Here is a 22,246-nt window from a genome sequence, read left to right as displayed (position 1 = left end):
TCTCCGTAGGGGTTCTGTCTTGTTCTGTCTTTGCCGCTGTCCTTGCCGCCGCCCGGGCGGCGCGGCTAGGTGCCCGCCACCGGCGGCAACGGCGCGCGCAGGCCGCCCAGCAGGAAGCTCATCAGGCGCGGCAGCAGCAGTTCGGGGTTGTTGGGCTGTTCGGATTCATCAACCGTCATTCCCGTCACGGAGCGCAGCAGGTCGGTGCCGATGATGGCGTAGGACGTCGCGCCCAACATGAATTGAAAGCGCCACATGATTTCCGCCTTGGGCACATCGGGCAGCGCGGCAAAGAGGGCGTTGCGGTAGCGCTCGAGCACATCCGCGTATTCCTCGGCGAATAGCGCGCGGATGAAGTCAGACGGGTCGGTCATGGTGCGTTCCAGCAGGGGCAGGAACGTGCTGCCTGCCTGGGCTGGATCGGCGGCCAGGCGCAAGAGGGTGCCGAAGAAGGCGTCGACGATTTGCGACGGCTTCAAGGGCTTGCCGCCGGATTGCGCCTCAAGTTCGTCCAACAGGCGCAGGCGCTCGTGATTCAGGACTTCCAGGCGGCGTTTGAGCACCGCCTGCACGAGTGACTCCTTCGAGCCGAAGTGGTAGTTCACCGAAGCCAGGTTGACGCCTGCCGCGCCGGTGATTTGACGCATCGACGTGCCGTCATGACCTTGTTGCGCAAACAGGGCCTCGGCCGTGTCGAGGATGGTTTCGCGAGTGTTGGGTGTTCTGATTTCTTGCATATGGTTGAATTCAAACGTTCGTTTAAAAATCATTATGCGTGAGGGATGAAGGAGACGCGAGCCTCGGCTATCCCCAATAGGGTTTACCCCTAACGTTCCCGCGTGGTTCCACGATGTGCACCCTTCAGGTACTGACGCACCGGGACAGGTAGCTCAGATGGATGAGGCGGCTCGCGCGGTCGGACGAGCCGGGCGTCGGTCACAGGGGGGTAGGTGAATCGTTTGTCCTCGGACGGCCGCCCTAGGATGAATGTGGTCTGGAAGGCAGGGCGAAAACGCATCAGTATCAGCGCGAAGACCTATGCGTAGCCCCGGCGAACCGCACGCCCTGACACAGGAGCAGGACAAAATGAAGACCTACCGAGTGGGACTGCTGGTTGACGGGTATGAGCAACCCGGCTGGATGCATGAGATGGTTGACTGGCTGATCCATAGTCAGGACTTCGTCATGTCCGCGGTGCTGGTGATGACGGCGGCGGGCGTCACCAAAGGGCCAAGGCTGGGGATGAGGGCGTTGTTCGGCACCTTGTCGCGCCTAGAGGCCCGCATGCTGCCACTCAAGCAGCGGCAGATGCTGGCGGACTGCCGTGATCTGCGCCAGAGCCTGCCGGCCAGTACGCCGGTGTTGCCGCTTGAGCCGGGCGAGCCCGATGCGGGGGCGCAAGAGGCGGTGGAGGCGTTGGGGCTGGACCTGGTGATCACCTTGGGAGCGTCGCTGGCCACACGCGCGCAAATGACGGGGTGGGCGCGTTTGGGGGTCTGGCAGCTGAGTTATTCCGACATTGCCGTGTCGACCAGCCGCTACGCCGGATTTTGGGAGGTCTATCAGCGCGAGGATCACACCACGGTGAAACTCTGGCGCGTCGGGCCGGAAGCCGATCAGGACGAACTGCTGGACCAGCGCAGTTTCAACACGGAAGTGTTCTGGCTGAAAAATCAGGCCCGCGCATTCAGCCTGGGAAATTTCATGGTCTACGACGCGTTGCAGGCGCTGGCGCGGGCCAGGCAAGCCGTTGCCACGCCCGAGATGCAGATCATGAGCGGGCCTCGGCGGGGCGACCCGGCGGAGTGGGACAGCGCTTCGTATATTGCGCGGCAAGCCTGGTTAATTTCGGATTTGATTGTGCGGCGCATCATGAAACGCAATGTGCGATGGCGGATTGGTATGTTCCCGTCATCCCGCCAACAGGCGGTGGTATCCGAAGCCATGGTGCTGCAACCTCCAAAAGGCAGGTTCTTCGCAGATCCGTTTGTTTATACGCACGATAAAAAACCTTATATATTTTTTGAAGATTACGACTTCACTTCCCGCAAGGGCACAATTTCCGTTGCGACCTACTCCGACGGGGCTTTCCGGCTGTTGGGCACGGCGCTGAACCTGCCCTATCATTTATCTTTTCCGTATATTTTTGAGCACGAAGGCGTCACGTACATGGTGCCGGAGACGTGCGGAAATCGCAGTATAGAGCTGTGGAAGTGCACTGAATTTCCGCTTAAATGGGAATTGGATGTCACGTTAATGACCAATATATCCGCCGTGGATACTATTATTTTTAAACACGGAGAATACTGGTGGTTATTAACGAATATTGATCGAACAGATGGCCAAAGCCATTGCGACGAGCTTTTCGCATTTTTCTCGGATTCGCCGCGCTCGACCGAGTGGACGCCTCACGCCTGCAACCCCATCGTTCGCAACCCCATGCGGGCCCGCAACGCGGGAATCGTTGTGTCGCCTAGCGGAGAGGTGATCCGCTGCGCCCAGTACCAGGGCTTTTGCCACTACGGAAAGGGCGTGTCGCTCAACCGCATCGAAGAGCTCACGCCGTCCACTTACGTTGAAACGGACGGCGAAATCCACTACGCAAGCTTCCTGAGGAAGCGTCATGCTTCAATGCACCATTGGCACCATCAGGGGGGTCATACGGTATTTGACTTCGCCTATATGGAGTAAATGGAAGGTCCGGCACAAAAATAAAAATGTTACCTATATTTCGATTGCGCATCCCCGGCACGGGCAGGTTGTGTCGGCGGAAACATATCGACAGTCTTTTCGTCGAAAAAGCCTCTTTCTTGCCGCGCCCGGCATGTGCCGGGTCGCGGCTTTTTTTCGGCAGGTAACGGGGTCAAAACCCCGTTGATGTTGGCGCTGGCGGCAGGTCCTCATAGAGGGAATCCCCAGGGCGCAAGGCGACAGCTAGTAAAAACCCTAGCGGTTAAAAGGTTGAGGACGTCATCTCATCCCTATTTAGGATGGTGATTAAGGCTAACGAATGATTTCTGTTTTTATCGGATTATATCGCCCTGAAACGTCTTGATTTTGAAGGTTTCGAACCATAAGATGGGTTCATGCCATCCGTTATGTTGGCTACCAAAGTTGCCCAGCCCAAATGTCCCGGTCCAGCTTCATTAGATATTCCGGGATATTGCGGACCACCCCCGTGGGGCTGGAAAAAAAATAGTCTTCAGCACAGCGAAGATCCCTTCTAGGCCCGTCGAAAAACCGGGAGGACACCATGGCCAAGATGGTCCTGATTGAAGCCCATCCGCTACTGCGGTTGGGGTTGTGGCAGATACTTAGCAAGTTGGATGATGTGTGGGAAATCGAGGGGATGGGCCTGGCAGATTTGTCCAAGGCCGATGGCGCGCACGCGGGCGCCGATCTCCTGATCTATGGGTTGCCGGTAGATACCGATGAAGCATGGAGCGCGCTGCACGAAATTCAGCGCGTGCTCACGCCGAAGCGGATTCTGCTTCTGACGGATGTGATGCCCCTGCCCATGCCGGTGCAGGGCCTGCCTGGCGCAAGCGTGTATGGCTGCCTGATGAAGACCGCCTCGGTCGAGATTCTTGAAGCTGCGATACGCCTGGTGATGGCGGGTGGACAGTGCTTTCCCAGCGAGCAGGCGATGCAAGCGCCCGCAGCTGCGGTCTGCGCCTTGCCGTCCCGTGATGCCGATGACGTGTCCAGCAAGGGCACGATGCCGGTCAGTGCGGGTGCGCAATTGCTGCAGATCACGCCCCGTCAATATGAAGTGTTGGTGTTGCTGGCCCGAGGCTATCCGATCAAGACGGTCAGCCGCATGCTCAACATCTCGGTTGCAACCGCCAAGACGCACGCGTGCACGCTTTACCAGCGCCTGCATGTCAAGAACAAGGGCGAAGCTGTGTATGCAGCGCTGCAACGCGGCGCAACCTTGGAGTGGCATGAACCCAATAACAGGGATTCGGACGCCGGGCAGCTCTATGGGCGCAAGCTTGGGTAGTTAACAGGCCGCGCCGCCTGCCCGGCAGCCCAGGAACAGGTTCTGTTCTGTTGCTGCCGGGTTCGCCCCACCATCCCGCCTAATACATACATCGCAGTTCGCAGCGCCTTTGCTGGCGCACCTTTCAACCACCATTCATCCTCCTGAACGAGATTCAGCGAACGTAGCCGCTGATAGCATGGGTTGTGTCCGCAAGCATGGGTTGAGAGCGCGAATCACAACGCCTCGCCATCACGATCCAATAGCGCGGACGAGATTCCCAAGGGGGCGTCGCCGCACAAGAACCTGCCATTGCAGCGTGATGCGCCAACACCGTGGGAACCGTGTATGGGCCATGTGTCACAAGGTTCTTCCCGGGATGACAACCGTACTGATCGAAGACTACGCTCTGCTTCGCGTCGCAATCCAGCATGTCCTGGAACGTGTACGGAACGCCGACGACATCCTGGCCATCTCGCCAGCTCACCTGCTCAACATGTCCAGTTCGATCAACCGCCCAGTGGAATTACTGGTCGTTGGTTGTAGTGGCGTGGCCGAGCAGGATATTGGGCTTATCTCGCAGGCGATGGCTTTTTTCATGCCCCGGCTGGTGCTGGTGCTTTACTCGATACTGGACCCCGCCGTGATGGGAACGTGCGCGCGGGCGGGCGTGGCGGGCTATCTGCCTAAAGCGTCCAACCCGGACGCGCTGGCGGCGGCTGTGAGCCTGGTGATGGCGGGCGGTGAATGCTATCCGCAGCCTGCCGGCCGGCCCCAAGGCGCAACGCATGCGCCCACGCAAGAACTACGGGAGCTGACGCAACGGCAAGAAGAAATCCTGCAACTGCTGGTGCAGGGAAAGACAATGCGCGAGATCGGCCAGCAGGTCGGCATTTCGGTGGCGACGGTAAAGAGTCATGCGCGCACGCTGTACTGGAAGCTCAATGCGCGGAACCAGGCAGAGGCGGCTTATATCGCTGTGCAGATGGGGTTGGTGCGCAGCGGCAACAATGTGCCGCCCGGAAAGGAATGATCCGTAAGAGAAATGAAGCGCGCCACGACGTTCGCAAGAACGAAGTGGCCACGCGCGCGTCAGGCATCGTTCGGATGTCGTTCGGACGGTGGGGTGATGGTGCAGCGATGGTGCAGCGCTGGCGCAGTGATGGGTCACGCGCGATAACGGTCTGAGTTTTCGCTGCCCAATGCCAATGCCCAGAGGGCCGCGGCGTGCGCATCAGACGCAACACAGGGCTTAGATATCGCCTTCGCGCGTACGCGAGTCCAGCGGTTTCGCGCGGCCTTGCACCACGGCTTCGAATTCACGCTCGGCCGCGGCCAGCACGGCGTCCACATGCAAATGATTCAACGCGTACTGGCGCGCTGCGGCGCCCAGCGTTTCGCGGATCTGCGCGTTGCAGCTCAGCTTGCGCACGGCTTCGGCCATGGCGTCGGCGTCTTCGGGCGGCGTCAGCAGGCCGCAATGCGTGACGACACTGGCAAGCTCGGTGCCCGGCGCTGCGCCGCAGACGACCGGTCGGCCGCTGGCCAGCATGCCGGTCAGCTTGGACGGCATGACTAGGTCGGCCGCGCCGGCGCGTTGCGGCAGCAGGTGTATGTCGGCGGTGTTCAGCAGCGCGCCCAGGCGGTTGGCCGGTTGCAAGTCCAGGAAGATGACTTGCGACAAGCCTTCGCAGGCGGCCTGAAGCGGTGCGCGTTCGGGGCCTTGGCCGCAAAACACGAACCACAGCCGTTTGTCGTGGCTTAACCGCCGCGCCACATCGGCCAGCGTCTGCAAGCCTTGCTTGCCGCCCATGTTGCCCGAATACAGCGCCACCACTGCATCGGCAGGAATGCCGAGTTCGGCGCGGTAGTCGCCACTGTCAGCGCGCGGCGTGATGGCGTTGACGTCGATCCAGTTGGGCAACAGCACTGCGCGATCGGCGTCCACGCCCTTGACCAGCGCCAGGTCTAGCATGCGGTTCGATATCGTCGACACGCGGTCAAAGCGGCGCATCAGCCAGCGTTCGGCACGCTTGACCAGTGACCGCAAGCCGGCGCCCTTGAGCAACCCCAGCTCAAACGCGGCGTCGACCTCGTAGTCTTGAATGTGCAGCCAGGCGCGCGCGCCGCACAAGCGTGCGGTGATCCACGCGGCGGGCGCACAGAACAGCGCGGGCTCCACCACCAGAATCAAGTCCGGCCGGCCGGCTGCCGCGCGCAGCAATGACGGCAAGCTGGATACGGCAAAGCTGGCCAGGTGAATCAGGCGTTTCAGCCCGCCCGGCTTGCTCGGCACCCACAGCGGCGCGCGGCGCACGGTGACGCCGCGCCGGTCTTCCTTTTGGTAGCGGCCCGCGCGATAGCCGTCGTGCACTTTCCATTGCGGGTAATAGGGCGGCGCGGTGACGACGCTGACTTCATGCCCATGCGCGGCCAGCCATTCGGCCAGCTCGGCGCTGTACTTGCCGATGCCGGTGAGTTCGGGCGCGTAGTTGATGCCGTAGATCAGTATTTTCATGGCGATGTCGCCATGCGGGGGCGCACGGGGCGGCAGGGGTTGCCGTGGCACACCATCGCGGGCGGCATGTTGCGAAACACCGAACTGCGCGCACCCACGACGGCTTCACGGCCGATCGTCACGCCCGGCCCCACGAAGACGTCTGTTGCAACCCAGGCGCCATCCTCAATCCGCACCGCGCGTTCGCGCAACGGAAAATCCGGCTGGCCTGCGTCGTGGTCGGCCGCGCACAGATAGCTGCGTTGCGACACCACGGCGTGTGCGCCGACGTGGATGGGACCCAGGCTGTAGATCACGGCGTCGTCGCCGATCCAGGCGTAGTCGCCAATCTCGACCTTCCACGGATAGGTCACCGTGGCGGTCGGGCGGATCAGCACCTTGCGGCCCACCTGCGCGCCAAAGCAACGCAGCAGCCATCGGCGAAATCCATACGCCACTTGGGGCGACCAGCGAAACAGCGTGCTTTGCACCGTCCACCACAGCTGCACCGTCAGCGCGGAGCGGCCACGCTGGCCCGGGGCCAGCGCAAAGCGATCCAGTTGCTGAAGGGTGCTCATTTGGCGGCCCCCGCTACGGTGTCGGCCTGCGTGTCTTCTTGCGCCAGCCGCGCCTTCTGCAATTCTTCGGTCTTGATGCGGATCTGCCAGTAGTACATGGCGCGCGCAACGGCGTAGTCATAGCCGGCCTTGCCATCCAGAAAGCCCAGCTTGAAGACGTAGGAATGCAGGAACGAGATCGGCGCCTTGAAGGGCAGGGCCTGGAAAATGCGCTTGAGCAAGGCGCGTGCGCCGACGTTGGCTTCGCGCGGATCGTTCATCAGCCCCTTGGTGCGCAGGTTCGCTTCCCAGTCCGAATAGCGGTTGTGCTTGTCGAAATAATGGAACAGCGAATCGTGATCGTTGTGCACCATGCGTTGGCGCAACGCGAATGTTTCGCCTTGAACTTGCGGCTGATAGTGGCCTTCCACTTCCCACATGTGCGCCACGTCCAGGTCGTCGTAATCCAGGAAGCGGGACTGGTCGCGCGCCAGCAGCGCCAGCTTGTAGACGCGGTGGCCGTGCTCCAGCTTCTTGCCGCAGAACACGTAGTCAAACGGCACGAACGCGCCGCCTGCCCCCGCGGCAAAGCGCGGCAGCACGTCGCGAATTTCGGCAGCAAGGGCGGGCGTCATTTCTTCGTCGGCGTCCACATACAGCACCACCGGATGCGAGAACGGCAACTGCTCCAGGCACCATTGCTTTTTCTTCGGATACTTGCCATTCCATTGGAAGTTGGAGACGCGGGCGCCCAGCGCCGTCGCCATCGCGCAGGTGGCGTCGGTGCTGTTGGAGTCCACCACGAAGACTTCGTCGAACTCAACCAGCGCCTTCAAACACTTGGCGATATTGCGTTCTTCATTCTTCGTCATGACGACCACGGAAACCGGAATTTTCTGCATGATGCTGTCCTGTTCAGGGCGTGCCGCGTTGCATCAGCGGCTGGAATAGCGCGATGACGTTGCGGCAGTGCCGCTCTAGGGAAAAGGCGTCGGCGCGTTCGGGGCCTTGGGCGGCCAGTTGTTCGCGTATTTCGCCGTCGTAGGCCAGGCGGCGCACCGCCGCGGCCAGCGCATGGGCGTCGCCCACGGGCACCAGCAGGCCGTAGCGGCCTGCGTCCAGAATTTCGGCGGGGCCATGCGGACAGTCGGTGGAGATCACCGGCACGCCCAGGCACAGCGCCTCCACCAGCACGTTGCCAAAGCTCTCGCGGATGGACGTCAGCGCAAACGCACCGGCGCCGGCAATAACGGGGAAGGGGTTGTCGATATGGCCGGCCAGCGTGACGGGCGTGCGCGAGGCGCGCTCGTCGATGCGCTTTTGCAAGGCGTCGTGTTCCGAACCTTCGCCCAGAATCGTGAAGGCGATGCCGGGGTCGTCCAGGATCGCCGCCGCGTCGATCAGCGTGGCGTAGTCCTTCACCGCTTCCAGCCGGCCCACCGCCACCACTTGGTACGGCGCATTGCCATCGTCATTGGGGCGCTGAGCGCCTTGCCGGCGCACCTTGTCCAGCGGCACGCCGTTGTAGATGGTTTGCACTTTGCCGCGCAGCGGCGGGAACATGCTGACCAGGTCTTCCTTCACGCCGCGCGACACGCCCACCACGGCGTCGTGCCGCCGATACGTCTGGCTGACCAGCCAGCACTTCAGGCGCCGCATCCGCGATGCACCGTAGTGGATGGCCGGGCTGCTGTGCTCGAACGCCACGGTCTTGAAGCTGCCGCCCAGAAGTTTTCTGGCCAGCACCACCAGCATGTTGCACAACAAGCCATGCGAACACACGATGGCCGGCTTCTCGCGGCGGATCTGCGCCATCAGGCGAAAAAACGCCACGGGCAGCATGAGCCGCAGCTTTGTGGGCGATTCAATAATGGGCAAGGCGCGCGTCACCTTTGGGTTGGCGACGGGGTACTCACGGTTGCGCGAACGCAGCAGGAACAGGGCCGAGTCGACTCCCTGTTCCGGCAAGGCATCCACGATGAAGGCGACGCATCTTCCGACGCCGCCGTGCAGGTCCGGCGCGACAAACAGGACATCAGGCATGGGGGATTACTCGCGGTGGCGCCCGGCGCGCAGCGCTCGGACGGTGGCTGGGGGTAAGCGGCGTAGCGGCGGCCTTTGCCTGGGGTACGGGCATGATCTGCGCATTGCGCATCAGCGACAGGCAGTAGCAAAGCAGGAATCCGGTGAACGCGGTCTTGGGCGCATAGGCCAGCCCGCCGGATAGCGAATCGATGAAGATGTAGATCGGGGCGGTGGCGAGCAGGTAGCGCCGGTGCATCTCCAGCCCGGGATGCGCGTAGCGCCTGAGCAGCGTCAGCAGCAGAATCAGCAAGGGCGGCAACATGATCATGATGGTGCCGACCACGCCGAACTTCATCAGATAGAAGGCCCAGGAATTGTGCGCGAAGGTGCTGAGTTCGAATCCGTTCTCGCCCATCACCCAGCTGCGAAAGCCCGCACCCTTGCCGAACACGGGGCTTTCGGCGAAGAAGTCCATCTGCCCCTGCATTTCTTGAATGCGCGCGCCGTAGCTGGAATCTTCGTCCAGCTTTTCCACGCTGAAAATGCGGTTGGCCAGCACATCCAGGTAGCCGATGCTGGCAAACACCAGCACACCCGCCAGCGCCGCCGGCGCAAAGATGATGATGGCGCGCCGCCGGATTTCGGCGCTGGAACCCAGCAGCACCGCAATCAGCACGGACACGGCCAGTTGCAGGTATTGGCTGCGGTTCAGCGAGAAGACCAGCGCCAGCAGCATATACACCGTCAACGCGTAAGCCTTGGGCCCGGACACGTTCAAGGTGCGCCGGAAGTACAGCAGCGACACCACGCCAAACGGAATTGCCCACACCCCCAGCCGCACGTTGCGCAGCGGGTTGGATACGCTGAACCCCTGCAACTGTTCCAGCAGCATCAGCGTGGCCACCGCCAGGCAGGCCGCCACAATGTACTTTTGCAGCACGGCATAGGCGGCGGGGCTGTCGATGTCCTTGTAGCAAAGGAACGGCGTGCACAGAAAATAGAAGACGATGCGCAGGTCGCGCGCCACGTCGCCCGTTTCAATGCCGGGGTGATGCATGGACACCAGCAGCAGATAAATCACCGACATGGCCTGCAGGCCCAGCAGGGCGCCCAGCAGCCCGCGCGGCAAGGCGTAGGCGCTGGGTTCCGCCAGCCGCAGCGCCTTGACGGCCAGCATGGCGACGAACAGCACATCAAAGGGCGATAGCTTGAAGCTGCCCACGCCCAGGATGAAGCGGTCATCGTTCAGGGCCAGCGCGGTGAACGCGAACAGGCCCAGCAGATGCAGGGTGGTAAAGCGGCGATGCGGGCTCATGTCGGTGTCGTCCTAGTGCGCGGCCCAGTCGTCGCGTCCGAAAATTTTCGTGGTCAGCTTTTCGAACAGGTACGACAGGTCGCCCTGACGGGCGTGCGCCGCCACCTTGGACGCGCGGCAAGACAGTTCGAACAGCCGGCCCAGCCCCGGCTCCGTGCGCCGGATGCGGGTGACGATCTGTTCGCGCTCTTCCAGCAGCACGTCCTGCATCAGCGCCGTCTTGGTTTCGTCATGCGCGGTGTAGACGCCCAGCGCATCCGGCACGATCAGGTTCTTGCCTTCGCGCAGCAGCCGGCTCCATAGCTCCAGGTCCATGCAGTAGCGCATGCTTTCCTGAAGCAGCCCGTACTTGCGCAGCAGGTCGCGGCGGAAAATGGCCGATTGGTTGGGAATCGACGCCTTCACCACCGTCAACGTGCCGCGGTTGACGGGCGTGTAGTGGATCTTGCGGAAGATCTTGTTGTCGGCATCCGCCACGAACAGGTTGCCGCTGACGATTGGCGCGCGGCCTTTTGCCGCGGCCGCGCCCAGCTTGCGCAACGCGCCCGGGAAGTACAGGTCGTCGGAATTCTGCCAGCCCACGTAATCGCCCGTGGCGCGTTCGAATCCCTTGTTGATGGCGTGCGACTGGCCGCGGTCGGGGGTGCTTTCCCAATAGGTCAGGTAGCGCTCGTACTTGCGGATGATGTCCACGCTGCCATCGGTGGAACCGCCGTCGATGATGATGTATTCCAGACGCGGATAGCCCTGGTTCAACACCGACAGAATGGTGCGTTCCAGGAACTTCGCCTGGTTGAACGAGGGGGTCACGATGGTCACTTTGGGCAACAGGCCGCCGGCGATCGGCGCGGGCGGGCGAAGCTCGCGAACGAAGTCGATGAGCTGACGTGAATACTCGTTATGACGCTTGCGCATGTAAGACCTCAGCATGTGGGTGTTATCGGGTGGCCGCAGGCAATGCGCCCGGGAAGTCGGGGCGGGATTGACGGATGGCGAGGGCCACGCCGGCCAGCGTGATCGCCGCGTAGGCCATGCGGCCCCAAGCCGCGGCGTGTTCACCGGCCGCGTGTACGAGTCCAGCCATGACGCACAGCATCGCCAGCCCGCCAAGACCATTCAGAATGGCGACGGCGCGGGAATTCCCCAGGCCAAGCAGCGAGAAGTGCGCGGCGGCGTTGAGCGACAACAAGCCCGACGCCACGATCAGCAACTGAAAGGTGCCCAGGTGGCCGGTGGCCACGTTGTCGCCCAACAGCAGATTCAAAAGCGGATGGCTCACCGCCAGCACGGCCAGTGTGGCGCTGGCTGACAGCACCAGGTTCCACATCATCATGCGGCGGATCTCGCGTTCGGCTGCGCCCACATAAGGCGGCGACACCGTCAGGCGGCTGACGCGCGGCATCGCTTTCTGGAAGATGGCGACGGACGCCGTGTGGATGATCTGGCCCACTTGCACGCCCACCGTGTAGATGGCTAGCGCCGCCGGGCCCATCATGCTGCCAACCAGCACGCGGTCCACCGAGCCGAAGGCCAGCGCGCTCAGACTGTTCAGCCACGACCAGCGCGAAAACTTGAATGCGTCAGACATGGCCGCGCGATCACGCACCGGGCGCACCAACACCCGGCCGTAGGCGCGCGAGAACACGCGCATCTTCACCGTGCCGGCCACCAGCAGCCCGAACGCTTGTGCGACCCCGGTCCACGTGGGCGATGCCGTCAGCGCGGCCGTGGCGCAGGCCAGCGCCATCGTGCCGGTGCGGCTGAACAGTTCGCACAAGGCGGTCGCACGAAAATCTTCCCGGCCTTTCAGGCAGCCGGAGAAAAGCTGGTCATATTGTTGAGTCAGGTAGATGGCCAGTGCGGGCATGGCCAGCAGCGTCACGGCCACGCCGCCAAAGGTCGCGGCGGGCCAACCCAGGCCCACCACCGCCCACAGCAACACCGCGGCCAGCGTCACCACGCCCAGCGCGCAGCCAATCAACGACATGCTGACCCCGGCGGCACGGTAAGCGCCGCCAGGTTCGTGCAGGCGTTCGGACACAAGCTTGGTCGCGGTGACCGCCGCGCCCAGGTTGGCCGCGTTGCCGAACCCGGCCAGCGCGATGATCATCGAGTACTGGCCAAAGCCCACCGTACCCAACTGGCGGAACAGAATGGGCAAGGCCACCAGCGCCGCAACGGGGCCGATGCCGTACTCCACCAGCCCCCAGAAGGAAGCATTGCCGGCGATGTGTTTTCTGACGAATCCAAGCATCGGGAAGCCTGTGGTTGAAGCTGCTGGCGCGGCCCTCAGGCCACGGGCAGCGCCTGTTGGGATTGGTCTGCGCGTTCACGCAGAAAATGTCCGTAGGCCAGCGTGATGCCGTCTACCAGCGAGATGCCGGGTTGCCACCCCAGCGCCTGCACGCGCGACGAATCCATCAGCTTGCGCGGCGTGCCGTCGGGCTTGCTGGTGTCGTAGACGATGCGGCCTTGATAGCCCACCACGCGCGCCACCAGCGCCGCCAGATCCGCAATCGAGATGTCTTTGCCGGCGCCGATGTTGTACATGCCGGTGGCATCCGGATGTTCCATCAGCATCACGCAGGCTTGGGCCAGATCGTCCACGTACAGGAATTCGCGCAGCGGCGTGCCCGTGCCCCAGATCGTCACGCTCTCCTGACCGGCTTCGCGGCCTTCATGGAACTTGCGGATCAGCGCGGGCAGCACATGGCTGCTATGCAGGTCGTAGTTGTCGTGCGGCCCATACAGGTTCGTGGGCATGGCGCAGATGAAGCGCGCGCCATACTCGCGTTGGTAGGCCTCGCACAACTTCAAGCCCGCGATCTTGGCGATGGCGTAGGGCTCGTTGGTGGCTTCCAGCGGGCCGGTCAGCAAGGCGTCTTCGTGAATCGGCTGCGGGGCTTCGCGGGGGTAGATGCATGACGAACCCAGAAACAGCAGCTTGCGCACGCCGGCCGCATAGGCGGCGCGGATCACGTTGCACTGGATCATCAGGTTCTTGTACAGAAAGTCCACCGGATGATTCTGGTTGGCCAGAATGCCGCCCACCTTGGCGGCGGCCAGGTACACCACATCGACCGGCGTGGTCGAAAAGAAGCGGTGCACCTGGTTCTGGTTTTCCAGGTCCAGCTCGGCGTGGCTGCGGGTCAGCACCTGCTCGTACCCGCGGCGGCGCAGTTCGCGCGTGATCGCGGCGCCCACCATGCCACGGTGGCCGGCGACAAACACGCGTTGGTCCAGGTTCGTCATGGCGCGCTACTCCTTGTAGGCGTAGATTTCGTAGCCGTTCTGCTCGACCAGCGCGTCGCGGCGCGCATCCTTCAGGTCGCTCTCCACCATTTCCTTGACCAGCTCCTGGAAGGTGGTGCGCGGCGACCAGCCCAGCTTTTCGCGCGCCTTGGTGGGGTCGCCCAACAGGGTTTCCACTTCGGTCGGACGGAAATAGCGCGGGTCGACGCGCACGATGACCTGGCCCGGCTTGACGTCGTGCACCGGCGAGAACAGCACGGTGGCCGTTTCTTCCAGGCCTTCGCCTTCCCACGCCAGCAGAATGCCCAGCTCGCGCGCCGCCGTATTGATGAATTCGCGCACGCTGTATTGCATGCCGGTGGCGATGACGTAGTCCTCCGGCGTGTCCTGTTGCAGCATCAACCACTGCATTTCGACGTAGTCGCGGGCATGGCCCCAGTCACGCAGCGCAGACAGGTTGCCCAGGTACAGGCATTCCTGCAGGCCGAGCACAATGCGCGCCAGGCCGCGGGTGATCTTGCGCGTCACGAAGGTTTCGCCGCGCTTGGGCGATTCGTGGTTGAACAAGATGCCGTTGCAGGCGTACATGCCATACGCTTCGCGGTAGTTCACGCTGATCCAGTAGGCGTAGAGCTTGGCGGCGGCGTAGGGGCTGCGCGGATAGAAGGGGGTGGTTTCCTTCTGCGGCGTTTCCTGCACCAGGCCATACAGTTCGGACGTAGACGCCTGATAGAAACGCGCCTTCTCCTCCAGCTTGAGGATGCGGATGGCTTCCAGCAAACGCAGCGTGCCTAGCCCATCGGCGTTGGCGGTGTACTCCGGCTCTTCGAACGAGACCCCCACATGGCTTTGAGCGGCCAGGTTATAGATCTCGTCGGGCTGCACCGACTGCACGATCCGGATCAGGCTGCACGAGTCAGTCATGTCGCCGTGATGCAGCACGAAATTGCGGGGCTTATCGTGCGGATCTTGGTACAGATGGTCGATACGCGCGGTATTGAACAGCGAAGCGCGCCGCTTGATGCCATGGACTTCATAGCCCTTGGCCAGCAGGAACTCCGCCAGATAGGCGCCGTCTTGTCCGGTAACGCCGGTAATCAGTGCCCGTTTTGGCATGGTTGTATCCTTAAGACTTAGTAACTGCACGAAAGGAGCCGAAGGCTGCGGTACCAATGTGCAATGAGATTACTGTTGCACCAGCCGCCAAGATATCGGCCAAAAGGTCTAAGAGTTCAGCCTGTCGATAGGGAAAAAAGGATTGGATTGATTCATCCAATGCGCCCAAGGCCGTGATGGTCAGCATGGCCACCAGCGCCGGGCGCCGGTTGACCGACAGGTAAATCAAACCGGTCAGGAAGGCGTAAGCCAGAAGATGCAGGCGCTTGTCGCCAAACGCGTCTGACATGTCGGCAGCCAGGCCAGGCAGGTTCCCCACGGTGATCAGCACCGCGAAGAACACACCCGCCAGAGGCAGGCAGATGCGAGCCATGCCGGGACGCCAGAACGGTTCGTGAGGCGCCTGCCTTTCAGACCCGGCCATACATGTCCTGGAATCTGACGATGTCGTCCTCGCCCAGGTACGCGCCCGATTGGACTTCGATGATTTCCAGCGGAATCTTTCCCGGGTTTTCCAGGCTGTGGGTTTCCCCCAGCGGGATGTAGGTCGACTGGTTCTCCGTCAGCAGGTACTGCTTGTCGCCGTTGTAGATGCGCGCCGTGCCTGACACCACGATCCAGTGTTCCGCCCGGTGGTGATGCATCTGCGACGACAGGCGTGCGCCCGGCTTCACCGTGATGCGCTTGACCTGGTAGCGCGGGCCTTGGCCCACCGAGTCATACGACCCCCACGGCCGCTGCACTTCGCGGTGATGGTTCAGCTCGGAGCGATGCTGCGTCTTGAAGATCTCGACCAGGCGCTTGACGTCCTGCGAACGCGATTTATGCGCCACCAGCACGGCGTCGGCCGTTTCGATCACCACAATGTCGTCCAGACCCACCGATGCGACGAGACGGCTGGTGGAGTGGATCAAACAATTGCGCGAATCCTCCACCATGACGTCGCCGGTGGTGGAGTTGCCTTCCACCGTCTTCTGGGCGATGCCCCAGACGGCGTCCCAGGCGCCCACGTCGCTCCACGAGGCGGCCAGCGGGATGACGACGGCGCTGTCCGTGCGTTCCATGATGGCGTAGTCCATCGAGTCGCTGGGGCAGGCTTCGAACGACGGCCCGTCCAGGTGGAACAGCCCGTTGTCTCCGTGGCCGGTGGCAACCGCTGCCTGCACCTGCTCAAGCATCTTCGGGGCCAGCCGGGCCATTTCAGACAGGAAGACAGACGCCTGGAACGCGAACATGCCGCTGTTCCAGTAGTAGCCGCCATCCTCGATGAAACGCTGCGCCACTTCCGGCGACGGCTTTTCCACGAAGCGGCGCACGCGGCGCGCGGGCGCCATCACGCCCGGCTCTTCCGACTGGATGTAGCCATAGCCGCTGAGCGGCGCGGTCGGGGTGATGCCGAACGTGACCAAGGCGCCCTGGCGCGCGGCCTCATAGGCCTGGGCGAACGCGGCGCTGAGCACCTCGCCGTCTTCCAGCACATGGTCCGACGGCATGATCAGCATGATGGGGTCTTCGCCATCACGCATGGCGCGCAGCGTGGCGGCCGCAATGGCGGGCGCGGTGTTGCGGGCAAAGGGTTCAAGAATCACCTCGGCGTCCTTGATGCCCAGCTCCAGCGCCTGCTCGGCCGCAATGTATTGGTGGGCGTCATTGCACACCAGCATCGGCTTGGCCTCGGCGCCGGCCGACCCCAACCGCAACAGCGTGTTCTGCAACAGGCTGCGGGCATCGGTCAAACGGATGAACTGCTTCGGCAGCAGTTCGCGCGACAGCGGCCACAGGCGCGAGCCGGAGCCGCCGCAAAGAATGACTGCCCGGTAGGGGGGAGGGGGATTCGTCATGGCGCTCACTCCTTGAAGTAGGCCTGGGTGTACGGATGCACGCCGGGGTCGGCGGCGATCTCTTGTGCGGGCAGCCAGCGGTAGCCTTGGTGCTGGCGTTGGGGAAGGCTTGCGGTGTCCAGCGACAGCTCGGCCTCATAGGCGAGGACGACGTAATGGGTGGAGCGTCCGGCTTCACCCGCGAAATTGGTGCCGTAGAAGTGTTCGTACACGCCGCGCGGCGTCCACGCGTCTGCCTCGATGGGCAGGCCGAGTTCTTCGCGGGCGATGCGGGCGAGCGCGTCGCGCAAGGATTCGTTTTTGCGGATGCGTCCGCCCGGCACAAACCAGGCGCCGCGCGCGGGCGGGTTGGTACGCAAGCCGGTCAGGTAGCGGCCGTCGGCGTCGCGCAGCAGCAGGTCAATGGACACCAGCGGCAGCATCTCCACCGCCTGGCGGAAGTCCGCCTGCGGGAGGACGCCGGCGCACGTGTTGTGCGGCCCAGTGCTGTGGGCGGGCCATCCCAAAGGTTTAGTAGACATTGCGGCCCGTCCATCCCGACACGGCCGTGCGGGCGATGATCAGCAGGTCCATCCTGAACGTCCAGTGCTGGATGTAATAGATGTCGTGCTCGACGCGGTCGCTCATCTTGCGCAGCGTGTCCGTCTGACCCCGAAAGCCATTCACCTGCGCCCAGCCCGTGATGCCCGGTTTGACGCGGTGGCGCATCATGTAGCGCTGCACCAGGTCCTTGTACATCTCGTTATGTTCCAGCGCGTGCGGGCGCGGCCCCACGACGGACATATCGCCCATCAGCACGTTCAAAAACTGCGGCAGCTCATCCAGGCTGGTACGGCGCAGGAAGCCGCCGATACGGGTGATGCGCGTGTCGTTACGCGTGGCCTGGGTGACAGTGCCATGCTCCTCATGCACCGTCATCGTGCGGAATTTGTAGACGTGAAAGACCTTGCCATCGACGCCCAAGCGCGGCTGGGTAAAGAACACCGGCCCGCGTGAAGTCAGCTTCACCATCAGCGCGATGGACAACATCACGGGCGACAACCCGATCAGCGCGCAAAAAGCGAAGCTGCGATCAAACACTTCCTTGGCCCAACCGCGCACGCCAGCCGCCGGCAGGCTATTCAGTTGAATGGCGGGCAGCCCCAGGAATTCGCCGATGCGATGGCCCAGCAGCTGAATCGACATCACATCTGGAATCCAGCGGATATCCACCAAGTCGTTACGCAAGTGATAGAGCACTTCGCGCAGCTCCTGGCCCGCCTCCATCGGAAGCACGATCCAGATCTCGCGCACATTGTTTTCATGGACGAAGCTGTGCAGGTTGTCCAGATCATGCAGGCGGCGGACTTGCGGCGGCAGGCTTTCATGCGGCTCGGCGTAGATGCCCGCCACTTCATAGCCCGCGCCCCGGTACTGTTCAACGCGGCGCCACAGGTCATGGCCCAGTGCGCCAAAGCCCACCAGCAGCACATGCTTTTTATTCAGCCCGCGATCACGCGCCGCGCCCAACGCGGCATAGACGGCGATGCGCACGCCGGCCAGCGTCAGCGCCGCCATGCCAAACCAGGTAGCCGCCCATATGCGCGATATCGCGGCGGTCTGATGCATGAGAAAACTGACAAGAATGCCAAGTGCGAACACGGTCGCCCACGCCGCCAGGCTGCGCACGACGAGATCCGTCAGCAGCCGGCCCCGCCAAGACACATACAGGCGGAAGGCGGGGAACAGGGCAATCACGCCCAGCCCGCACAAATACACCAGGAACAGATGAATTTGCGGCGGTTCCGCCAATGCATCGTCCGAGAATTTCAAGCCGGTGGCAGTCAGGCCGCAGGTGATGACGATCGCGGCGTCGAGCAGGCGGTATAGATAGCTTGCTCCACTGAATCTTGCCGACGTGTCCGATTGGGACGGGTCCATCGCGCACTCCTGTTCGGGGGGAGTCTTTCTTGCGGCGACAACAACAACGGTGCAGTGCCGCAAAACTTGTGGCTACCGACGAAATCTTATTGAGTGCAAGGCGTACCCGAAACCTCCAAACGATGTAGGAGAAGGCTTAGGGCATCCGTCGAATGTGCGGGGCTTCAAAAAGAGAGTGGAATGTCGCAACCCGTTACGCATCGGGCTCCTTTCCAAGCAACGAAGTCATTCACAGTGGATTTGCCATGACGACATTTTTCGGAACGTTGAGCCGGGCCATCGCCGCTATCGCGCTCGTGTCCTCGCTAGGCGCTTGCGCCCTGTCACCCGGTATGACCTTCAGCGCCGGCCATCTCGTTGATCCGCTGGACCCGAACTCCGTGGCGCCGATCAAGGAAATTACGCCTTCGCTCGTGGTGGACGACTTGCGCGCCCGCCAGGCATTGATCAATAACGACGGCGTCGAACGCCTGGTCGGTACCGTTGAACCCTACCGCATTGGACCCGGAGACATCCTCTCCATTGTCGTGTGGGATCACCCCGAGCTCGTCCTTCCGACGCAAACCTACGCCATCGGAACTGGGGTGACCGAACTAATCATGGGAGATACCGCCTCGGGCATTCCGGGCTATACGGTCTCATCCACTGGATACATCCAATTTCCGTATGCAGGATTGCTGAAAGTGGCGGGGTTGACGGAACTTCAGGCGCGCAATCTCATAGTGAATAGTTCCGGCAAGTACATCCAGGATCCGCAGATCACGGTACGCGTGCTGGGCTATCGAAGCAAGCGTGTCTACGTCGAAGGCGAAGTGAAGTTGCCGGGCACGGTTGCCATCAACGACATTCCGATGACTCTGCTTGAAGCGGTCAACCGCGCGGGAGGTTTGTTGCCTACCGCTGATCGCAGCGCCGTCTATGTGATTCGTGATGGACGCCGGACTCGCGTGAATCTGCCTGCGCTGATCGAGCGTGGCCAAGACTTGAATCAAGTGATGCTGAAGTCGGGCGACATCGTGCGTGTCACGCCGCGAGACGACAGCAAAGTGTTCGTGATGGGCGAGGTGTTCCTGCCCACCACGGTGGTGATGCGCGACGGACGGATGTCGTTGACCGAGGCGCTGGGCATGGCGGGAGGACCTAACCAGCTCACGGCTGACGCGTCGCAAATTTTTGTAGTCCGCAGTACCGAGGAAGCGATGCCGCTGGTGTTCCATCTGAACTCCAAGTCGCCGCAGGCCTTGGCGGTAGGAGCGAAGTTCGAGCTGGAGCCCAAAGACGTCGTGTTCGTGGATACGGCTGCGCTGGTGCGGTGGAACCGCTTCATCAGCAACCTGTTCCCGAGCGCGCAAACGGTACAGACCGTGAAGTCGATCAACTAAGTCCGCCTTTCGGGGCCGCAAGGCTCCAAAACCACGCCTTTGGGGGCGCCGCGTCCGCGGCGGCGCCCACGTCTGGAGAGCTGCATGTCGTTGCCCATCGAATCATTCGAGCCGAACGTCCCGGCTCGCCAGCAGGAAACCCCGTTGTCGTCCCATGTGGATGCAATCGTGTCGAACCGGTGGATGATCTTCGCGATCACCTTGCTCGCCTTCCTGGGCGCCTTGGCCTACGTGATGGTGACCCCATCGGTCTATTCGGCCGACATCATCGTGCAGGTTGAAGAGGAAATGCCGAACGGCCAGGCGCGCAGCCTGTTGGGCGATGTGTCCGCCATGTTCGACACCAAGGCCGAAACCTCCGGCGAAATGGAAGTGCTGCGTTCGCGCATGGTGGTGGGACCCGCCGTCGATAAATTCCTGCTCTACATCCACGCCAAGCCTCGCTACTTCCCGGTGGTGGGCGAATGGCTTGCACAGCGTTATGAAGCGCTGCCGTATCCGTCCAGCCTGCCGCGTGGCGGTTATGCATGGGGCGGAGAATCCATTGCGATCTCGCAGCTGGATGTGCCCAACGAATGGCTGGGCAAGCCGTTTCGCGTGACCACGCTTGGCGAAGGCCGCTACACGCTGACCGACAAATTCACCGGCGCCACGTTCAACGGCACGGTGGGCAAGGCCGAGCATTTCCTGTTGCCTGGCGGTGGCGCCATGGACGTGCACATCGATGCGTTGGCAGGCCGGCCCGGCACCGAATTCACCGTGTCGCGCAGCTCGCGCCTGGCGGCCATTGAAGACGTGCAATCGCACCTGGGCATCTTCGAGCGCGGCCGCACATCGGGCGTGATCGGCGTCACGCTGGAAGGCAATGACCCGGCGTTGACCACCGCCGTGCTGAACCAGATCGGCCAGGAATACGTGCAGCAGAACGTGAACCGGAAGTCGGCGCAAGCGGAAAAATCGCTGGGCTTCCTGGAGCAGCAACTGCCTATCCTGAAGGGCGAGCTGGACGCGGCCGAAACCAAGTACAACGCCTTGCGCAACAAGCGCGGCACGATCGACCTGAGCGAAGAAGCCAAGCTGATCCTGGCGCAATCGGTGGATGCGCAAACGAAGGTGATGGAGCTACGTTCGAAGCGTCAGGAACTGATCACGCGCTTTGCGCCCACGCACCCGAGCATCGTCGCCATCGACCGCCAGATTGCATCGCTGTCGGGGGATGTCAGCCGCATTGGCAACAACATCAAGCAGCTGCCGGATCTGGAGCAAGACGTGGTGCGCCTGGTGCGTGATGTGCGCGTGAACACCGAGCTCTACACGGGGCTGTTGAACAACGCGCAGCAACTGCGTTTGATCCGCGCCGGCAAGGTGGGCAACGTGCGCATCCTGGATGCCGCCGTGCAGCCTGACCGCCCCGTGCGCCCCAAGGCCGCGATCATTCTGGGCGTGGCCACCGCCATCGGCCTGATCTTCGGCATGCTGTGCGCCTTTGTCCGCAACGCGTTGTTCGGCGGCCTGTCCGAACCCGAAGACGTCGAACGCTACACGGGCCTGCCGGTGCTGGCCGCCATTCCCTACAGCGACATGCAGGACAAGCTGTGGCGCCGCAGCCGCCGCAAGAACGCGACGGTGCCTGCGCTGTTGGCGCAAAGCCAGGGCAACTCGCCACCCATCGAAAGCCTGCGATCGTTCCGCAATGTGCTGCAAGCGTCGCTGCGCCAATCGGCCAACAACATGGTCATGTTTACCGGCCCGGTGGCGGGCGTGGGCAAGTCGTTCCTGTCGGCCAACTTCGCGTTCATCCAGGGCGGCGTGGGCAAGCGCGTGCTGCTGATCGACGCCGACTTCCGCAAGGGCCAACTGAACCGTTATTTCGGCGTGCCGAAGGAAGACGGTTTGTTCGAAGTGCTGTCGGGCACGATCCCGCTGGCACGCGTCAAAAAGCACAGTGTGTCTGAAGGCGTGGACTTCATCGCCACGGGTGCGGTGACGTTCGACCCGTCTGAACTGCTGGCCTCGCCGGTGTTTGGCGCCACGCTGCGCGAACTGTCTTCCCAATACGACATGGTGATTCTGGACACCGCGCCCGTGCTGTCGTCGCCCGATGCGGCGGTGGTGGGCACGCATGCCGCGGCAGTCATGGTGGTGGTGCGCTCCGGCCAAAACACCGTGGGTGAAATCCGCGAGACCGCCAAGCGGCTCATCCAGGCAGGTGCGCCCGTGGACGGCGTGTTGTTCAACGGCTTGAAACTCATGCCGGAACGCTTTGGCTTCCGGTCCAAGTATGGGAGCTATCGATACTCCCGTGCGGCGTATTACGGCGATTTCAAACAGAACGGCCCCAAATAACGCCACCCGGAGA

The 22,246-nt window shown here is 62.5% G+C and carries 19 protein-coding genes; 5 read left to right on the top strand and 14 right to left on the bottom strand.

What is annotated here, in order from left to right; translation table 11 throughout:
* Nucleotides 1-65 precede the first annotated feature (65 nt).
* Complete coding sequence (locus HV765_RS25270) at nt 66-737, bottom strand: TetR/AcrR family transcriptional regulator (RefSeq protein WP_054426537.1); 672 nt, start codon at nt 735-737, stop codon at nt 66-68.
* 349 nt (nt 738-1,086) lie between these two features.
* Here HV765_RS25270 and HV765_RS25265 point away from each other — a divergent pair, with 349 nt between their 5' ends.
* The 3 genes from HV765_RS25265 to HV765_RS25255 all read left to right on the top strand — a co-directional run bounded on the left by HV765_RS25265 (nt 1,087) and on the right by HV765_RS25255 (nt 5,015).
* Nucleotides 1,087-2,691 (top strand): glucosamine inositolphosphorylceramide transferase family protein, encoded by a 1,605-nt coding sequence (locus HV765_RS25265; protein ID WP_054426745.1) that lies wholly within the window; start codon nt 1,087-1,089, stop codon nt 2,689-2,691.
* A gap of 562 nt (nt 2,692-3,253) precedes the next feature.
* The gene (locus HV765_RS25260; protein ID WP_054426536.1) at nt 3,254-4,003 is read left to right on the top strand and encodes a response regulator transcription factor; all 750 of its coding nucleotides are present in this window, start codon (nt 3,254-3,256) and stop codon (nt 4,001-4,003) included.
* A 358-nt stretch (nt 4,004-4,361) separates the two neighbouring features.
* The gene (locus HV765_RS25255) at nt 4,362-5,015 is read left to right on the top strand and encodes a helix-turn-helix transcriptional regulator (protein ID WP_054426535.1); all 654 of its coding nucleotides are present in this window, start codon (nt 4,362-4,364) and stop codon (nt 5,013-5,015) included.
* Between the two features lie 219 nt (nt 5,016-5,234).
* Here the strand turns inward: HV765_RS25255 and HV765_RS25250 are convergent, their stop codons facing one another.
* The 13 genes from HV765_RS25250 to HV765_RS25190 all read right to left on the bottom strand — a co-directional run bounded on the left by HV765_RS25250 (nt 5,235) and on the right by HV765_RS25190 (nt 18,505).
* Nucleotides 5,235-6,500, bottom strand: a complete 1,266-nt coding sequence (locus HV765_RS25250; protein ID WP_175171377.1) for a glycosyltransferase WbuB — start codon at nt 6,498-6,500, stop codon at nt 5,235-5,237.
* Nucleotides 6,497-7,057 (bottom strand): putative colanic acid biosynthesis acetyltransferase, encoded by a 561-nt coding sequence (locus tag HV765_RS25245; protein WP_175171376.1) that lies wholly within the window; start codon nt 7,055-7,057, stop codon nt 6,497-6,499. The genes HV765_RS25250 and HV765_RS25245 overlap by 4 nt, the downstream gene beginning before the upstream one ends.
* The gene (locus tag HV765_RS25240) at nt 7,054-7,938 is read right to left on the bottom strand and encodes a glycosyltransferase family 2 protein (protein WP_175171375.1); all 885 of its coding nucleotides are present in this window, start codon (nt 7,936-7,938) and stop codon (nt 7,054-7,056) included. The genes HV765_RS25245 and HV765_RS25240 overlap by 4 nt, the downstream gene beginning before the upstream one ends.
* Before the next feature lie 13 nt (nt 7,939-7,951).
* Nucleotides 7,952-9,079 (bottom strand): glycosyltransferase, encoded by a 1,128-nt coding sequence (locus HV765_RS25235; RefSeq protein WP_054426531.1) that lies wholly within the window; start codon nt 9,077-9,079, stop codon nt 7,952-7,954.
* The gene (locus HV765_RS25230) at nt 9,072-10,376 is read right to left on the bottom strand and encodes an O-antigen ligase family protein (protein WP_175171374.1); all 1,305 of its coding nucleotides are present in this window, start codon (nt 10,374-10,376) and stop codon (nt 9,072-9,074) included. The genes HV765_RS25235 and HV765_RS25230 overlap by 8 nt, the downstream gene beginning before the upstream one ends.
* Before the next feature lie 12 nt (nt 10,377-10,388).
* On the bottom strand, nt 10,389-11,291 hold the full coding sequence (locus HV765_RS25225; RefSeq protein WP_054426529.1) for a glycosyltransferase family 2 protein: 903 nt from the start codon (nt 11,289-11,291) through the stop codon (nt 10,389-10,391).
* 22 nt (nt 11,292-11,313) lie between these two features.
* Entirely contained in the window at nt 11,314-12,630 is a 1,317-nt protein-coding gene (locus HV765_RS25220) for an oligosaccharide flippase family protein (RefSeq protein WP_054426528.1), read from the bottom strand.
* Between the two features lie 35 nt (nt 12,631-12,665).
* Nucleotides 12,666-13,628: a GDP-L-fucose synthase family protein gene (locus HV765_RS25215; protein ID WP_054426527.1), complete on the bottom strand. Its 963-nt coding sequence runs from the start codon at nt 13,626-13,628 to the stop codon at nt 12,666-12,668.
* Nucleotides 13,629-13,634: 6 nt separating this feature from the next.
* A complete protein-coding gene (gmd, locus tag HV765_RS25210; RefSeq protein ID WP_054426526.1) occupies nt 13,635-14,744 on the bottom strand; it encodes a GDP-mannose 4,6-dehydratase in 1,110 nt (369 codons plus the stop codon).
* A 10-nt stretch (nt 14,745-14,754) separates the two neighbouring features.
* Nucleotides 14,755-15,117, bottom strand: a complete 363-nt coding sequence (locus HV765_RS25205) for a VanZ family protein (RefSeq protein WP_175171373.1) — start codon at nt 15,115-15,117, stop codon at nt 14,755-14,757.
* A 37-nt stretch (nt 15,118-15,154) separates the two neighbouring features.
* Complete coding sequence (locus tag HV765_RS25200; RefSeq protein ID WP_054426525.1) at nt 15,155-16,585, bottom strand: mannose-1-phosphate guanylyltransferase/mannose-6-phosphate isomerase; 1,431 nt, start codon at nt 16,583-16,585, stop codon at nt 15,155-15,157.
* Nucleotides 16,586-16,590: 5 nt separating this feature from the next.
* Nucleotides 16,591-17,007, bottom strand: coding sequence for a GDP-mannose mannosyl hydrolase (locus HV765_RS25195; RefSeq protein WP_054426743.1), 417 nt, complete (start codon nt 17,005-17,007; stop codon nt 16,591-16,593).
* An 88-nt stretch (nt 17,008-17,095) separates the two neighbouring features.
* The gene (locus HV765_RS25190; protein WP_054426524.1) at nt 17,096-18,505 is read right to left on the bottom strand and encodes an undecaprenyl-phosphate glucose phosphotransferase; all 1,410 of its coding nucleotides are present in this window, start codon (nt 18,503-18,505) and stop codon (nt 17,096-17,098) included.
* A gap of 245 nt (nt 18,506-18,750) precedes the next feature.
* Here HV765_RS25190 and HV765_RS25185 point away from each other — a divergent pair, with 245 nt between their 5' ends.
* Nucleotides 18,751-19,887, top strand: a complete 1,137-nt coding sequence (locus HV765_RS25185) for a polysaccharide biosynthesis/export family protein (RefSeq protein ID WP_054426523.1) — start codon at nt 18,751-18,753, stop codon at nt 19,885-19,887.
* An 84-nt stretch (nt 19,888-19,971) separates the two neighbouring features.
* Nucleotides 19,972-22,233, top strand: a complete 2,262-nt coding sequence (locus tag HV765_RS25180; RefSeq protein ID WP_054426522.1) for a GNVR domain-containing protein — start codon at nt 19,972-19,974, stop codon at nt 22,231-22,233.
* Nucleotides 22,234-22,246: the final 13 nt, after the last annotated feature.

This window comes from Achromobacter kerstersii (genome assembly GCF_902859595.1).
Taxonomy (GTDB): Bacteria; Pseudomonadota; Gammaproteobacteria; order Burkholderiales; family Burkholderiaceae_B; genus Achromobacter; species Achromobacter kerstersii.
This window is presented reverse-complemented; position numbering and strand designations above follow the sequence as displayed.